A 16,061-nucleotide genomic window follows, 5' to 3' on the forward strand; every position below is an offset into this window, starting at 1 on the left:
ATGCAAAAAAATAAATAGTATAAAATTATGGAAACTAAAAAGCAATTTTCATCAAAAGACTTTCACCAAACATTTGCCAGACCTGTTTTTGTGATGCCGGAAAAATTGATTCACAAAAATGTAGAACAGGCAGGAGTACACAGTCAGTTTTCTACAGAACGTAAACATCCGGTATTCTTTGTTGATCTTCCCAGTAAAAATGTAAGTATGACAATTGGCGGTTTATTGCCGGATCAATTGACAAATAAACATCGTCATACTTACGAAACGGTTATTTATGTGATTGAAGGACATGGTTATACAGAAGTTGAAGATGTAAAAGTAGAGTGGAAGGCGGGAGACGCGGTTTATATCCCGAGCTGGGCGTGGCACAGACATCAGAATTTAAGCAGTGATAAACCAGCCAAATATATTGCCTGCGAAAATGCACCACAGCTTCAGAATTTAGGAGTTGCCTTAAGAGAAGAAGAGGGAAGAGATCTTTAATAAAATATAAAAGTAAATGAAAAACAACCCGTTTAAAGGTATTATTGCCTATCCGATTACTCCTTTTGACAAGGATGAACAAGTAGATATTGTATTGTATAAAAAACTATTAGAACGACTAATTGTTGCTGGTTCTCATGCTGTTGCTCCGTTAGGAAGCACTGGTGTAATGCCTTATCTGACAGATCAAGAAAAAGAAGCAATTACGGAGGCGACAATAGATCAGGTAAAAGGCAGGGTTCCTGTTTTGGTTGGTGTATCAAATTTAACAACTGAAAGAACTGTTTATCACGCAAAATTTGCTGAGAAAGCAGGAGCAAATGCAGTGATGATTATCCCGATGAGCTACTGGAAACTTACCGATGATGAAATTGTACAGCATTATGATGCCGTTGCAAAACAAATTTCGATTCCAATAATGGCCTATAATAATCCCGCGACCGGTGGGGTTGATATGTCGCCTGCTTTGCTGAAACGACTTCTTGAAATCCCAAATGTAACGATGATTAAAGAAAGTACAGGTGATGTGCAGAGAATGCATTATTTGCGAAGAGAACTGGGTGAGGATGCCGGTTTTTACAACGGTTCAAACCCTTTGGCTCTGGCTGCATTTGCTGCGGGAGCAAATGGGTGGTGTACTGCCGCACCTAATTTAATCCCGAAACTGAACCTGGATTTATACAATGCTATTGATAAAAATGATTTACAGGAGGCTCAGAAGGTGTTTTACAAACAACTCAACCTTTTAAAATTCATTGTCAATAAAGGCTTGCCAAGAGCTATCAAGGCAGGTTTAGAACTTCAGGGAATTGAAGGAGGTTTTCTAAGAAGCCCTTTTAAACCATTAACAGAAAGTGAAGTAGCTGAATTTAAGTTGATTTTAGCAGAGCTGGAATAAGTTTCTTAACCGCAATCCCGATAGCAATCGGGCAATGTCGTTAAGTTAAGCTTTTTTGATTATATTTTTTATCTCAAAGTGTAGTTTTGAATAGCCTCCAGCTTTAGCTGGAGATTATGTGAAACCAGTCTGAGTCGCTTTAGCCAAAAATATGCGATTTGGCTAAAGCCCCTCATTGTGGGTATTAAACATCTCCAGCTAAAGCTGGAGGCTAGTCAAAGAGCTTAACTTAACGACATTGAGCTATCGGGATTGTGTTATTTTAAATTGATTTTGAAAGAAGTTTTTTAGCCGTAAAGATTTTGCAAAGCGCTAAGTTTATAAAACAGGCAGCTTTGCGAACTTTACGATTAAAAAAAAACTTATTTTAAAAAAAACTTTGCGCCCTCTGTGGTTTAAATTTTTCATTATGCAAAATGTCAAAGTTGCTCTATTCTCATTTCAACTTGAAACATAAAACTTGAAACAACTTTTTTTGATTACTTTTGCAAAATGAATAAAAATCACCATTCGAACAATATACTTTCGAACTTAGGAATTGAGAGCCTAAACGAAATGCAGGAAGTAGCACAAGATGCTATTTTAAACGATAATAATGTTTTACTGCTTTCTCCAACAGGATCAGGGAAAACACTGGCTTTTTTGTTACCCGTTTTAGAATTATTACAACCTGAAATTCTTTCGGTTCAATGTTTAATTTTAGTGCCTTCACGTGAATTAGGTTTGCAAATCGAGCAGGTTTGGAAAAAAATGGGGACTCCATATAAGGTAAATATTTGCTACGGAGGTCACTCGATCGATACTGAAATCAAGAATTTAAGCAATCCACCAGCTGTTTTAATTGGAACTCCGGGAAGAATTGCAGACCATATTGACAGAGATACTTTTAGAACAGATAAAATTCAGACTTTAATTTTAGATGAATTTGATAAATCATTGCAACTGGGTTTCCACGAGCAAATGTCTTATATCATTGGCAAACTGACGAAATTAAATAAACGTGTTTTAGTTTCGGCAACTTCAGATATTGAGATTCCAAGATATACAAGAGTAGTAAATCCAACGGTTTTGGATTTTATTCCGGAACAAGAGGAGAAAACGAATCTTTCTATGAAGATGATTGTTTCGCCTGCCAAAGATAAATTAGGAAGTTTATTCAATTTGATTTGTTCTTTGAAATCACAGTCGGCTATTATTTTTTGTAATCATCGTGATGCTGCTGAACGTATTAGTGACACACTAAACGAAAAAGGAATTTACTCTACCTATTATCATGGAGGAATGGATCAGGACGAGCGCGAGCGTGCTTTGATTCAGTTTAGAAACGGAAGTGTGAGTTATTTAATCACAACTGATCTGGCTGCCCGTGGATTGGATATTCCTGAAATGAAACACGTAATTCATTATCATTTACCTCTTAAAGAAGACGAATTTACACATCGTAACGGTCGTACAGCACGTATGCAGGCTTCCGGAACGGCTTATATCCTTGTTCACGAAAGTGAAAAACAATTGGATTATATTGACTACAAAATGGAAGTTCTGAAGGTTGAAAACACAACCACTTTGCCAAAACCTCCGGAATATCAAACTATATATATTAGTGGAGGAAAGAAAACAAAACTAAATAAAATTGATATTGTTGGTTTCTTTTCTCAAAAAGGGAAATTGGAGAAAGGTGATTTAGGCTTGATCGAGGTGAAAGATTTTATTTCGTTTGCTGCCGTAAAATTCAATAAAGTAAAAGACTTGCTGCATAATATTAAGGACGAGAAAATGAAAGGCAAGAAATTTAAAATTGAAGTTGCCCGAAAAGTGGTTAAAAAAGAAGAGGAGAACTAGATTTTCTCTGAAGAAATAGTGTAGTAAAATTCTTTTTTAAATTGTGTTTGAAAGTTTCTAAAAAGAACAAAATCAGGTTTATTTTTTTAGTGATTTTTAGTAGTAATGTTTCTGTTAATTTATTGAAATTCAATATTTTAATTAGATGTTTTGGTAGGTTTGATTAAATTTTGAACACCATTCTTGACTGATTGTTAATAAATTAACGGTTAAGGTTTTAATTTATCATATTTTCTGCGTTTCTTGCGCCCGTAAATAATAAACCCCAAATTAATTATGAAAAGAATTATTACGATTGCCATTTTGATGTTTAGTTTTGTCTCTTTTGCACAAATTAAAGTTATTGAAACTGTACCAGTTGAGAGATTAGGAAAAGTAAATAACAATTATATTCAAAAAATTGGAGATGAATATACTGTTTATTATACAAGTATCCAGAATGATGATGAATCATCAAGCTTGAGAAAGTTTACATTTAAAAATGTAAATAATGATTACAATAGTCTTTACAGTATTATTGTAAATGGTTTTACAGCGAACCCTTTGTATGATATTAAGTTAGAATTACCTAACAACTATATTTGGCTGCACTACACAGGAAGTGTTATTCCTGAGAAAGCTACAGTTCAGTTTATGGTTTCCAGTAAAGATGCTTCATCTGTTACTAGTAATGTTTCTGAGCCGTTATTAAAAGATCAGATTAACAAATTGTTCCAAAAATAAATTACTCCTAATACAAAACAAAAAAAGTAGCTGTCTCAAAACTGAGTCAGCTACTTTTTTTTAGTTTGTATTTTCATTAACAATTTTGTAAATTTAATCAGTGTTAAGTAACTGATTATATATGAGATTCAAACATTATAACCAACAACAAACGGTACTTTTTCCTTATTCGTTTGATGATTTAATTCCACAGGGACATCCGGTTCGAGTAGTTGATCAGATTGTCGAGTCAATAAATATCCAGCCTCTTTTACAAGCCTACAGTAAAGAGGGCAATCCTGGTTATCATCCAAAGATGTTACTCAAAGTGATGTTGTATGCTTATATGACTAATATTTACTCTTCGCGAAAGATAGAACTTGCCCTTCGCGAGAATATTAATTTTATGTGGCTTACTTCTATGACTATTGTTGATCACAATACAATTAATAGATTTAGAAGTGACAAACTCAAAGAGAGTTTTAAAGAAATCTTCAAGCAGGTAGTTTTAATGCTTGCATCAGAAGGGCTGGTAAACCTAAAACAAATTTATACAGATGGCACAAAAATAGAAGCTCAGGCTGGTAGGTACACTTTTGTGTGGGGCAACAGCATTAAAACCAACAAAGCTAAAATGCTGACTCAGTTGGAAGAATTATGGAAATATGCCCAAAGCATCAATAATGAAGAGGGTCCAAACCCGGAACCAACAGAATTCAAAGAAATCAGTAAAGAGATAATTCAGAAAACTGTAGCTAAAATAGATGCAAAACTCTCCGGTAATGAAAAGGCAAGTTCTAAAGCAAAAGCAAAATTACGCTATATAAAAAATAATTTTACTGCTAATCTTGAAAAGTATGAAAAGCAAGAAGCTATTCTAGGGGAAAGAAACAGTTACAGCAAAACCGACACCCAGGCTACTTTTATGCGCATGAAAGAAGATCATATGCTAAACGGGCAGCTCAAGCCAGCTTATAATACCCAGATATCTACACAAAATCAGATCATCGTTCATTATACCATCCACCAAAATCCGACCGATACCAAAACCCTCAAACCTCATTTAGAAAATTTGGAACAAACCTTCGGCAAGAAAATATTTAAAAAGATAAAAGAGATAACTACTGACGCAGGTTATGGAAGTGAAGAAAACTATGATTATCTGGAGCAAAAGAAGCTCAAAGCTTTTGTAAAATATAATACTTTTGAAAAAGAACAAGATCAAAACTACCAAAAGAAACACAAGGCTTTTAGCAAAGAAAATCTCCATTACAACGAGCAAGAAGATTATTATGTATGCCCAATGGGACAAAAAATGCATAAAACACATCAAAACCAGAAAACAACAGCTGCAGGATACACCCAAACCTTATCTCATTATCAGGCCAAAAACTGTGAAGGCTGTTCACTTCGAGGTCAATGTTTTAAAGCTCAGGGAAACAGAAGTATAGAGCGAAACCATAACCTTGAAAGGCATAAACAAAGGACAAGGGAATTACTGCTAAGTGAAATAGGAATACAAAGAAGAAAGCAACGCTCTGCCGATGTAGAGCCTGTGTTTGCCCAACTCAAGCATAATAACGGATTTAGACGATTTTCTTTAAAAGGACTTCAAAAAGTTGAATTAGAGTTCGGATTAATGGCTTTAGGTCACAACTTAAGGAAGAAAATTGCAGCATAAGGGCAATTTTTGCCTCCACTCAAAATTAACCCAATAAAAATCAAAACATCATCAAATAAAAAACCGTCTCAAATTATATGTTTTGAGACGGCTTCTTTTTTTGTTTTGTATTGTTTCAGGTTTTTTTAAGTTTCAGTTTGCTGGTTCTAAAACTTTATTAAGGTTTAAAAAACTTAGAGACTTAGAATCTTAGCAACTTAGAACCTCAGAAAAAAAATTATATCTTCTTCACGTATTGGGTGATAATTACGATTTGTTGTCCATCTACTTTTCCTTCAATGTATTCAGCATTTTCGTGGTCTAAACGGATATTTCTTACGGCAGTTCCTTGTTTGGCAACCATACTGGATCCTTTTACTTTTAGATCTTTGATTAAAACTACAGAATCTCCGTGTTCTAAAATTACACCATTACTATCACGGTGAATGATTTTGTTTTCGTCATCTTCTCCTTCTCCGGTTGCTTGTGCCCATGCAAGAGTATCTTCGTCTAAATACATCATGTCAAGTAACTCCTGAGGCCATCCTGCTGCACGCAAACGGCTTAACATTCTCCAGGCTACAACTTGTACGGCAACGTTCTCGTTCCACATACTGTCGTTTAGGGATCTCCAGTGATTTAAATCAACATTGTCCGGGTTTTCAATCTGGTCAATACAAGTACCACAAGCAAAAATGCTTTCATCAAGACCGCCTTTTTTAGTTGGCAATACTTCATATACTTTTAGGTTTTCTTCGGCTCCACAAAGTTCACATTTTGATCCGCTGCGTTTGTTCAATTCTCTTTCGATGCTCATTATTTGGTGTTTTATTTAAAAATGCGAAATTACTTATAATTTGCTTCGCTTGCAAGTTTATGATTTGTTATGGTTTTACCCACGGATTTGGCGGGTTAAACTGGTTGATGCTGATTTTTATTTTATAGTGAAATATTTTTTGATTATTTCTTTACCCTAACCGCATCCGGAACCAGCATTTCATATTCACCTCCATGACGCAATACATCACGAACAATGCTAGAACTAATAAATGAAGTACTTGCCGCTGTTAATAGAAATACGGTTTCAATTTTAGAGAGTTTTCTATTGGTGTGGGCAATGGCTTTTTCGAATTCGAAATCGGCTGGATTTCGCAAACCTCTCAAAATAAAATGGGCTTTTTGTTTTTTTGCCAGATCTATGGTTAGACCTTCATAAGTAATAACCGAAATTTTTGGTTCGTCTTTGAAAGTTTCTTCTATAAAACGTTTTCTTTCTTCGAGTGAAAACATATACTTTTTTTCGGCATTGACACCAATAGCGATTACGATTTCATCAAATAAAGGAATTCCTCTTTTGATAATGTCTTCATGACCAAGTGTGATTGGATCAAATGATCCGGGGAATATGGCTTTTCGCATTTTTTTTAGTTTCTAAGGTTCTGCGTTACTAAAAACCTGTTATTATTTCTTTCTCGTAATTTTCAATATTTCATTTTCCTGATAAAGTTTTATTAGATCATTTCTTGAGTAATAAACTTTTCTATTTGAATAGTTTTCAGGTTTATTTAAATCATCAATTTCGTTTGGCATATAGGCATTAAAATCATTTAAAGTAGCATAGATACTATCTCTTGTCACTTTATCAATTCTCATGTTGGAATAATACCCATTTTTTACTTTTAGATTATATACATCTCCTTTTGTTGGGTTTTTAATTAGAATCCCTGCTTCATCTTTCTTTTCAAAATAATTATGAATTGTAAAAATAAGAAATAACGTTATTATAATCGAACCGGAAAACATCCAAATTGAATAATCTAATTTTTCATTTCTTAGTTGTAATTTAGCACTTTCAGATAAATCTTCATAATCAAAGTTTTCGCCACAATGATTGCATTTTATGTAAACACATTTTCCAACAGGAAATAATGGAATCAAAGTGACATGGGTGTATCTTTTATAAATACTAAAATGTAATGTATCTTGTGTATTACATTTAAGACATTTTTCATTTAAAATCAGACCATTTTTAATATTAGATTCTCGAGTACCAACAAGAAATATCATGTTTTTTTATTTGAGGTTTCTATTCTTTAATATTACGTTATTCTTAGCGTTTTTGGCGCCGGAACCCATTCTTCTTTTGTACAGATTTCGCATTTTGCAGCAGCTGTTTTTTGTTTTTCTATATGTCCGCAAAAAGTACAGGCGTAAATGGCTTCGGTTGGTATTATTGTGCTTTTTTTATTGAATGCAGCAGGTAGAATTGGTAATCCGTATTGTACATCTTTATCTTCATAAAAAAATACGCTTATTTCTCCACTAGTTTCTATAAAAGCATGTTTTACTTGTCCGAGATGTTCAATCGATTTAATGCGAAGCTCAGAGAAAAATTCGTCTTGTGCAAGACTTTCTTTTTTGAAAGTAGCAATAGAGAATTTACCATTATTGATCAGACACTCGGTTTTACCTTCTATAAATTCTTCGAATTTTTTGCTTTTTCCGGTAAGCCAGGTTACAGAACGATACAGGATAATAATGACGATAAAAACTATTGCAGCGGGAACAATACCCACATCTTCATAAAACATAGGGTCTCCTGCGGCAGAACCCAGTGCAATAATGATTACGGTTTCGAAAATAGAGAGTTGTTTTACACCTCGTTTTCCGGCCAATTTTAATGTCAACAATAAAATGATGAACATAACAGTCGAACGAAATACAACTTCGAGTGCGAAATTCGTGGGAAGATCGTTGTAAAATACTCTATTCCATTCAAATATTTCTTTCATTTTTTTTGAGTTTCTACGTTTTTTTTCTTTGGGCTAAATCAGTTTGCGAGACTTCGACTTCGCTCAGTCTGACAAAACTTTGTGGTTAAAAAAAAGGTTCTGAGATCTTAGTAACTTAGCATCTCAGAACCTTAGTAGCTTTTTTAAGCAAGTGCCAGCTCAATCGCATTGGTAAACAAATCTTCCAACGATATTCCGGCAGCTTGTGCTTGTTGCGGAATCAGACTTTCTGTTGTTAAACCTGGAATTGTATTCATTTCCAGCATATATGGTTCGTTGTCTACGATGATGAATTCGCTTCTTGAGAAACCTTTCATTTTTAAGACTTCGTAAGCGCGTTTTGCTACTTCGCTTACTTTTTGCGTTAATTCCTCTGAGATTCTTGCCGGTGTAATTTCCTGTGATTTTCCTTCGTATTTTGCTTCGTAATCAAAGAAATCATTATCAGAAACTATTTCTGTGATGGGCAATACTTTAATTTCGCCTTGATAATTGATTACTCCAACAGAAACTTCAGTTCCGTCAAGGAAGCTTTCGATGATGATTTCGTTATCTTCTTTATACGCTATTTCTATAGCAATTGGCAATTCAGCTTCTGATTTTACTTTTGAGATTCCAAAACTAGAACCAGCTTTATTTGGTTTTACAAAACATGGCAAACCTACTTTTGCAACAATTTCTTTTGTATTGATACTATCACCTTTGTTTGAGTAATAAGAAATCGCCGTTTTGATTCCATATGGTTTTAAAACCGATAATAAATCACGTTTGTTGAAGGTAAGGGCTGCCTGATAATAATCGCAAGACGATTGTTTTATTCCTAGTAATTCGAAGTAAGCCTGCATCAAACCATCTTCGCCTGGTGTTCCGTGAATGGCATTGAAAACACAATCGAAAGTGATTTTCTCATTGTTTACTGTTACTGAGAAATCGTTTTTGTCGATCGCATACTCGGCGTTGTTCTCGTCTACATACACCCATTTTTCTTTGAAAATATGAATGCGGAATCCGTTGTATTTTGTTTTGTCAAGGTATTGGTGAACAACGTTTCCGCTAATAAGTGAAATTTTGTATTCACTTGAATATCCGCCCATGATGATGGCTATGTTTTTCATTTTATATTGTTTATATTTTGTTTCAGGTTTTATTTGTTCCAGGTTCAAGAATGTTGTTTCAGGTTTCAGGTTTTTCGCCATGAATTTCACGAATTAAATTTTTGAAAAACTGTTTAAATCGATCTGCTTGTCATTTCAAAGCAGGAGAAATCACACTAGTAACTAACATTTACTGCATCCATACAGTGCGTTGCTCTCTGGATGTGATTTTTTCTTTGTCGAAATGACAAAAAAAGAAAACAATCATCTTGAAACCTAAAGCCCTAGCCCTGATGGGAGCGGCATCCTTTTTCTGGCTTCTTTAGCCAGGAAAAGATACGGTGCACAGCAGGAAACAGCTCCTTAGAATTATCCTTCGACTTCGCTGGGGATGACAATCAGAACACTTTCTTGTTTAAAACAAAATTATCATTTTTTTTGAAACGAAATAGCTTTATCTTTGCCCCTAATAAAAATAAATTTATGACTTTACGTAAGTATTTAACGAGCCGAGTGTTTTTTGTGCAAGTATTGATTGCGATTGCGATTATTGCCGTTTTAGGTTATTTGTTTATGCATTGGTTGACTTTTACAACTGATCACGGACATGAGATTGCCGTTCCTAATTTGTCTAAACTGACTGAGGAGCAAGTAGAGGCAAAACTGAACGATTTAGACTTGGATTATGTGCTTTTGGATAGTGTTGATTACCGAAGTGAATACCCAAAATACAGTGTTGTTGAGCAAGATCCTTTGCCCGGAACAATGGTAAAAGTGGGAAGAAAAATATATATTAAAATTAATGCATCAGGATTTTCGTCTGTTAAAATTCCTGATTTAATTGAGAAAACATATCGTGAAGCAGTTCCAACTTTGAAAGCTTTAGGGCTTCAGGAAGGAACGATAACGTATATTCCGAACCTTGGAAAAGATATGGTTCTGGAGATGCGCTATAAAGGTAGAAACTTAAAAGTAGGAGACCGTGTGCTGAAAGCGTCTAAAATCGACTTGGTTTTAGGAGACGGAAAAGCTAGTTATGTAGATGAGAGTCAGGCCGCAGATAGTACAGCTGCGCCAACTACTGAAACCCCAAAAGATGAACAATAATATTGAAAATTTAGATCTGGAAGACGAATTATTCGAACATTTCAGGTTTGATGTGCCTAAAGGTCAGGCGCTTTTGCGTATTGACAAATATTTGATGAATATGATTCCGAATGCAACACGGAACAAAATTCAGAATGCTGCAAGTGAAGGAAGTGTTTTTGTAAATGAAATTCCTGTAAAATCAAATTACAAAGTAAAACCACTTGATCTTATTACGGTAATGTTGACACATCCGCCGTTTGAAAACCATATTCTTCCGGAAGATCTTCCGATAAATATTGTGTATGAAGACGACGCTTTGTTGCTAATCAACAAAGAGCCGGGAATGGTAGTGCATCCGGGTCACGGAAATTATACCGGGACTTTGGTGAATGCTTTGGCACATCATTTTGAGAATTTGCCAATGAACAGCAGCGAACGCCCAGGTTTGGTACACCGAATAGATAAGGATACGTCCGGACTTCTGGTGGTTGCCAAAACAGAAGCGGCAATGACGCACCTGGCAAAACAATTTGAAGCAAAAACTTCTGAACGTGAATATATTGCCCTGGTTTGGGGTAATGTTACCGAAGAGGAGGGAACGATCGAAGGAAATCTTGCGAGACACTTAAAAGACCGTATGCAAATGGCGGTTTTTGCGGATCCTGAAATAGGAAAACCTGCGATTACACATTATAAGGTCTTGGAACGTTTTGGTTATGTAACTTTGATTTCCTGCAGGTTAGAAACAGGAAGAACGCACCAGATTCGTGCGCATTTGAAACATATTGGTCATCCGTTATTTAATGATGAACGTTATGGTGGTCATTTGATTTTGAAGGGAACTACGTTTACAAAATACAAACAGTTTATAGAGAATTGTTTTAAAGCTTTGCCACGTCAGGCTTTGCATGCTAAAACTCTTGGTTTTGTGCATCCAACAACTGGCGAAATGATGCGCTTTGATACTGAATTACCTCAGGATTTTCAGGATTGCATTGAGAAATGGCGTAATTACGGTAAGACGCATAATATAGAAGAAGAATAGATATTTAGAATAAAAAAAAATAGAGAAAAGATTTTCTCGTATAAAAAAAGCTCCAAAATTTTTGGAGCTTTTTTGGTTTTACCATGTAGCACTTCATTTTTTTACCATTAAGAGATTAAGTTTATTAAGCTCTGAACTTATTTTGTTTCACTATTCAGAAATTACGTTAGTGAAGATTTTATCTTAAATTTTCTTAATATCTTATTGGTAAAAAAACTATTCAATATTTCTAATCGTTAAGTCTGTAATTTTTGCTTCGCCGTTGGTTAAGAAACCTAGTTTACCTTGCTGGCTGAGATTATTTTTTTCTAAGGAACATTCTAAGAACGTTTCGTTATCGACTGAAAAATACAGTTGATTGTTTGAAACCCTTATTTTTACATCATACCATTTATTGTTCTCTAGTTTCATTGTTTTTTTAAACAAAGTTGGACCTCCGCGTTTTTCGTATTCGTCGCTTCCTTTTTTGTAAACACCTCTGCCAATAACGATATTTTGATCGATTCGATACAAATAAGTTCTAATATATTGCTCTTTATCTACGTTTAGCATGATCTCAAAGAGAGATTCTTTGGTTATGTTTACCTTCAGATCGATTTGGTAATTTTTAGGGAGTTTCTTTTTCGATTCTATTACGCCCCAATGCATTGGTCCTCCAGTTCCGGTTAAAGTATCTTTTTCCAGAAACCATTCTTTTGGATTAAAATCCCAATTGGATTTTAATGGGGTTGTTTCAGTGATTTTGTATGCCGTTTTTGCCGTTGAAATTGTACCACCACAAGAAGTGATTATTAGCAGTACTACTAATAATAAGATATATTTGATTTTCATTTTCATTTTTTAATTTAACTCGGAATGGTATTTTATTTTTCCGATTGATCCTGCTTCATTTGGTAAAAGCTCAAAAACCGAAGTAGGAGCAAGACCGGTTTCGATACGATGTGACACGTATAAAATACTAACGTTTGTTTCTTGTTTTATGGTATTGATAAGCTGTATCACCAAATCGACATTTTCGTCGTCCAGACCTTCTACAGGTTCGTCTAAGATTAATAATGGAGGATGTTTTAGAACGGCACGAACAATCAAAGCAACTCTTTGCTGACCAATAGAAAGATCAATAAAGCGTTTTTTTCTTAAACCGGTCATTTCAATTACTTCAAGCCATTGTGTAACGGTTTGTTTTTGCAAAGTCGTTGGTTCAATATACAATCCTATGGAATCGAAAAAGCCGGATAGAATCATTTCTTCTAAAGTATGTCCTTTTTGAAAGAGATCCGTCATGGAAGTTGTGAAGATCCCGATTTGTTTTTTGATGTCCCAAACACTTTCACCAGTTCCTTTTTTTCTTCCGAATAAATGTAAATCCTGTCCAAAACCTTTTGGATTGTCTCCGGTTATCAAAGATAAAATAGTGCTTTTTCCGGAACCGTTAGGACCAATTAACTGCCAGAATTCACCTTGTTTTATGGTCCATGAAATATTGTCGACAATTTTGCGGTCATCATAGCTCACAGAAACATTTTCCATTTTGATTAATACACTTTCGTGAAAGGAATGTGGTTCGATCGCTTTAGGAATTGCTGATGTATTTAAGGTTTTAAAGTGGTTTTCGGTTTTTGAGATAGGATGCAATTCAAAGGTATTGTCTTTGATCTGCGCTTTGTTAGAAACAAAATATAATACGTCGACCACACGATTGACTAATTGAATAATCGCAATATCTTTTGTCAGATCTTTTAAGGATTCTGCTAAAACGACGCGCGAAGCCTGATCTAAATGATCGAACGGATTGTCGAAAATGATAAAATCTGGTTTTTGATTGATGCAGTATTTCAAAAATTCTTTTTTACGTTCGCCGGATGAAAAAGTTCTCAATTGTCTGTGAGATTCCGGAGAAGCTTCTACAGTATCGTATTGATATTCTTTTTCGATGAATTTTTCTATGGCAATGTCTGAAAACAGAATCCCTTTTTTGTTGTTAAAAATGGCTAATTCTCCTTTGGCTTCGCCGGAAAGTAATGTTGCTATAAAAGCTTTTTTATTTACCTGATTCGATAAAAGTATATCCCAATGCTGCATTTTTAAAGTATTATTTATGTTGACATAGATTAATTGTTGTTTTGTTGCCACAGATTTCACAGATTAAAACAATTGATTTTTTTAAGCTGTGGCAAATAAGTTTTTAAGATTATCTATGCGTTAAATGTTTTTTCAGTTTAATCTATTTTTTTGGTCGCTAATTCGCGATCGTTACGAGACCATTCGCTCCAGGAACCTACGTACAGTTTTGGAATTGGAATTCCGGCATAATTCATCGCTAATAAAGTATGACAAGCCGTGACACCTGAACCACAATGCACAATAACTTTTTCAGGATTTTTATCGCCTATAATTTTATTATATTTTTCTGCTAAAACTTCGGGTGATTTGTAAAATCCATCTTCGTCTAAGTTTTCGCTAAACGGAATATTGATTGCTCCTGGAATATGTCCCGCGATTAAATCAAGAGGTTCTGTAAGCCCATCAAAGCGATTTTTATCCCTTACATCAATTACAATATTTTCTTCATTATTTCGGGCTTTTTCGACTTCATCAATAGTAGCGACGGCTAAATTCCATTCTGAAATCAGGTATTTTTCTGTTGGTTCAAAATTTTCAATTTCAGAACTTACGGGAAAACCGGTTTTTATGGCTGCTTGTAAACCTCCGTTTAAAACCTGAACTTTTTCATGTCCAATTGCTTTGAGCATCCACCAAAATCGGGCAGCTGCATTCGAGCCGTTTTTGTCATCGTAAATTATAACACGGCTTAAAGGCGAAATTCCTAGTTTAGAAAGTACTTCAGAAAATCTTTCTAATGATGGTAAAGGATGTCTTCCTCCGTTTGCAGGATCCGTTTCAACATTGGCTAAATCCCGATTCAGATCAATAAAACGAGCGCCTTCCAGATGTTCGTTTTTATAATTTTCTTCGGCACCTATTCCTGCTCTGGCATCGATTAAAATAACTTCACGAGAATTTTTTAATTGTATTAATTCTTCAGGATTTATTATTGGAGAAAGTATATTTGACATTTCTTTTTGAATTATTTTTTAGCATTCCCTAACCAAAGTAATCCATTTAAGATTAATTGGCTTTGTTCTTTATTTTCAAAAGTATATGAAAGTGTTTTGTTAGTTCCGTTTTCATAATCTATATCATTATGTCCCATATTTACATAGAGCATTTTGTAGTTTTTATTTGTCCAGACAACAGGATAATAACCGCTGTGCCAGATTTCGTTTGGTTTTGGGCCTGTTCCTAACGGAAAACTGCTTTCGTCAATTGCTGCAAGAATTTCTATATCCGGGTTTTTTCTTAAATCGTTGCTCCATCTGTACCATTCGTTTGGCGAGGATTTAAATGTTTTAGGAATGTTTTTGGTTACAGCATGCTGATTTTCGATTCGCAAAATTGCTGATGTTGGCCGCCAGGTATTACTGCCGTATTCTCCTGAACCTAAAAAAGTATTGTGGTACCAGTTCCAGTTTTGTGGATAATCAGAATCATTTAGTGCAAATGCCGAAAAATGAAATCCGATAAAACCACCGCCATTTTCCATGTATTTCTCAAAAGCTTCTCGCTGGCTTGGTGTTTCGGGTCTTGTATCTAAAAACAAAATGACCTGATATTTGGCTAAAAACTTTGCGTTTAAATTGTTCCAATTACTAGTTGAATCATATTTGAAATGATTTTCTGCGGCAACTTTTGGAAACCACTTATTAGCTTCATGGACAAAACTAATGTGTGCCTGATCATTTTTTGCCGTATAAAAAGCAATGACTTTGAATTTTGAACTTGCTTTTTTATGTTGGGCAAATCCAAAAAAACAAATGGATAAAAATGTAACCAGAATAATCCTTTGAGACATACATTCTTTTTTTATCGAAAATATTAAGTGTTTTTGCTTAGTTTTTTGCTTAACCGGGAATTTTCTCGATTAATATCTCATTGCCCTCTTTGTCATAATAGGTACAGGTCATTTCGATGATGTCAACACGCCATTTTGCAATTCCGGATTGAGCAGCATGGTTGCAGAAGGTTAAATAATCAGTTTGGCCATCCTGATGCATCACTAGAAACTCAATAAAACGTTCTTTATTAGCAAAAGGAGCGACCTGAATTTCAGGATATTTTTCGTCTGCTGAAACTTTGTAATTATTTACGCCATAATATTCAACATTTCCATTGTTGACAAAAGTGTCATAACCTTTTACGCCCAAAATGATAAGGTCTTGTATATAATTAGGGAAATCAGAACCAGATTGTACTTTGGCATGCGCTTCTTTTATTTGTTCGATTGTAAACATATATTTTAGTTTTAGTTTGTTTAATGAGTTTGCCACTAATTTTTATTTGAATGACGCTAAATTATAATTTGTGTAATTACTTCGTCTGTTCCCTTCGGTCA

Annotated in this window: 17 protein-coding genes; 7 read left to right on the forward strand and 10 right to left on the reverse strand. The window is 34.7% G+C overall.

The annotated features are described in order from the left end of the window. Nucleotides 1–27: 27 nt before the first annotated feature. The 5 genes from QLQ94_RS13560 (at nucleotide 28) to QLQ94_RS13580 (ending at nucleotide 5,609) form a co-directional block, all read left to right on the forward strand. Complete coding sequence (locus tag QLQ94_RS13560) at nucleotides 28–486, forward strand: cupin domain-containing protein (protein ID WP_271335287.1); 459 nt, start codon at nucleotides 28–30, stop codon at nucleotides 484–486. A gap of 16 nt (nucleotides 487–502) precedes the next feature. Then, nucleotides 503–1,384 (forward strand): dihydrodipicolinate synthase family protein, encoded by an 882-nt coding sequence (locus tag QLQ94_RS13565; RefSeq protein WP_482497449.1) that lies wholly within the window; start codon nucleotides 503–505, stop codon nucleotides 1,382–1,384. Between the two features lie 492 nt (nucleotides 1,385–1,876). Then, nucleotides 1,877–3,226, forward strand: coding sequence for a DEAD/DEAH box helicase (locus QLQ94_RS13570; RefSeq protein WP_271335289.1), 1,350 nt, complete (start codon nucleotides 1,877–1,879; stop codon nucleotides 3,224–3,226). A gap of 276 nt (nucleotides 3,227–3,502) precedes the next feature. Next, nucleotides 3,503–3,949, forward strand: coding sequence for a hypothetical protein (locus QLQ94_RS13575; RefSeq protein WP_271335290.1), 447 nt, complete (start codon nucleotides 3,503–3,505; stop codon nucleotides 3,947–3,949). 121 nt (nucleotides 3,950–4,070) lie between these two features. Then, the gene (locus QLQ94_RS13580; protein WP_482497452.1) at nucleotides 4,071–5,609 is read left to right on the forward strand and encodes an IS1182 family transposase; all 1,539 of its coding nucleotides are present in this window, start codon (nucleotides 4,071–4,073) and stop codon (nucleotides 5,607–5,609) included. Between the two features lie 217 nt (nucleotides 5,610–5,826). Here QLQ94_RS13580 and QLQ94_RS13585 read toward each other — a convergent pair whose 3' ends face one another. The 5 genes from QLQ94_RS13585 to QLQ94_RS13605 form a co-directional block, all read right to left on the reverse strand. Further along, nucleotides 5,827–6,405: a PhnA domain-containing protein gene (locus QLQ94_RS13585; protein ID WP_271335291.1), complete on the reverse strand. Its 579-nt coding sequence runs from the start codon at nucleotides 6,403–6,405 to the stop codon at nucleotides 5,827–5,829. A gap of 143 nt (nucleotides 6,406–6,548) precedes the next feature. After that, the gene (gene coaD / locus QLQ94_RS13590) at nucleotides 6,549–7,007 is read right to left on the reverse strand and encodes a pantetheine-phosphate adenylyltransferase (protein WP_173972493.1); all 459 of its coding nucleotides are present in this window, start codon (nucleotides 7,005–7,007) and stop codon (nucleotides 6,549–6,551) included. A gap of 42 nt (nucleotides 7,008–7,049) precedes the next feature. After that, nucleotides 7,050–7,655 carry a hypothetical protein gene (locus QLQ94_RS13595; RefSeq protein ID WP_271335292.1) on the reverse strand — a complete coding sequence of 202 codons (606 nt, stop codon included), beginning with the start codon at nucleotides 7,653–7,655 and terminating at the stop codon, nucleotides 7,050–7,052. A gap of 32 nt (nucleotides 7,656–7,687) precedes the next feature. Continuing rightward, nucleotides 7,688–8,380, reverse strand: a complete 693-nt coding sequence (locus tag QLQ94_RS13600; protein ID WP_482497455.1) for a DUF421 domain-containing protein — start codon at nucleotides 8,378–8,380, stop codon at nucleotides 7,688–7,690. Between the two features lie 143 nt (nucleotides 8,381–8,523). Continuing rightward, nucleotides 8,524–9,495: a D-alanine--D-alanine ligase gene (locus tag QLQ94_RS13605; protein ID WP_482497457.1), complete on the reverse strand. Its 972-nt coding sequence runs from the start codon at nucleotides 9,493–9,495 to the stop codon at nucleotides 8,524–8,526. A 462-nt stretch (nucleotides 9,496–9,957) separates the two neighbouring features. On the opposite strand from QLQ94_RS13605, the gene QLQ94_RS13610 reads away from it, so the two are divergent. Both QLQ94_RS13610 and QLQ94_RS13615 read left to right on the forward strand, forming a co-directional pair. Next, nucleotides 9,958–10,581 (forward strand): PASTA domain-containing protein, encoded by a 624-nt coding sequence (locus tag QLQ94_RS13610; protein WP_271335295.1) that lies wholly within the window; start codon nucleotides 9,958–9,960, stop codon nucleotides 10,579–10,581. Further along, on the forward strand, nucleotides 10,571–11,608 hold the full coding sequence (locus tag QLQ94_RS13615) for an RluA family pseudouridine synthase (protein WP_271335296.1): 1,038 nt from the start codon (nucleotides 10,571–10,573) through the stop codon (nucleotides 11,606–11,608). The genes QLQ94_RS13610 and QLQ94_RS13615 overlap by 11 nt, the downstream gene beginning before the upstream one ends. A 216-nt stretch (nucleotides 11,609–11,824) precedes the next feature. Here QLQ94_RS13615 and QLQ94_RS13620 read toward each other — a convergent pair whose 3' ends face one another. The 5 genes from QLQ94_RS13620 to QLQ94_RS13640 all read right to left on the reverse strand — a co-directional run bounded on the left by QLQ94_RS13620 (nucleotide 11,825) and on the right by QLQ94_RS13640 (nucleotide 15,960). Further along, nucleotides 11,825–12,439 (reverse strand): hypothetical protein, encoded by a 615-nt coding sequence (locus QLQ94_RS13620; RefSeq protein WP_271335297.1) that lies wholly within the window; start codon nucleotides 12,437–12,439, stop codon nucleotides 11,825–11,827. A gap of 9 nt (nucleotides 12,440–12,448) precedes the next feature. After that, nucleotides 12,449–13,741: an ABC transporter ATP-binding protein gene (locus QLQ94_RS13625; RefSeq protein WP_482497459.1), complete on the reverse strand. Its 1,293-nt coding sequence runs from the start codon at nucleotides 13,739–13,741 to the stop codon at nucleotides 12,449–12,451. Nucleotides 13,742–13,827: 86 nt separating this feature from the next. Continuing rightward, nucleotides 13,828–14,685, reverse strand: coding sequence for a sulfurtransferase (locus QLQ94_RS13630; RefSeq protein WP_482497461.1), 858 nt, complete (start codon nucleotides 14,683–14,685; stop codon nucleotides 13,828–13,830). Between the two features lie 11 nt (nucleotides 14,686–14,696). Then, nucleotides 14,697–15,521, reverse strand: coding sequence for a ThuA domain-containing protein (locus QLQ94_RS13635; RefSeq protein ID WP_271335300.1), 825 nt, complete (start codon nucleotides 15,519–15,521; stop codon nucleotides 14,697–14,699). A 49-nt stretch (nucleotides 15,522–15,570) separates the two neighbouring features. After that, complete coding sequence (locus QLQ94_RS13640; protein ID WP_271335301.1) at nucleotides 15,571–15,960, reverse strand: DUF1398 domain-containing protein; 390 nt, start codon at nucleotides 15,958–15,960, stop codon at nucleotides 15,571–15,573. Nucleotides 15,961–16,061: the final 101 nt, after the last annotated feature.

Source organism: Flavobacterium sp. B114r (genome assembly GCF_056824125.1).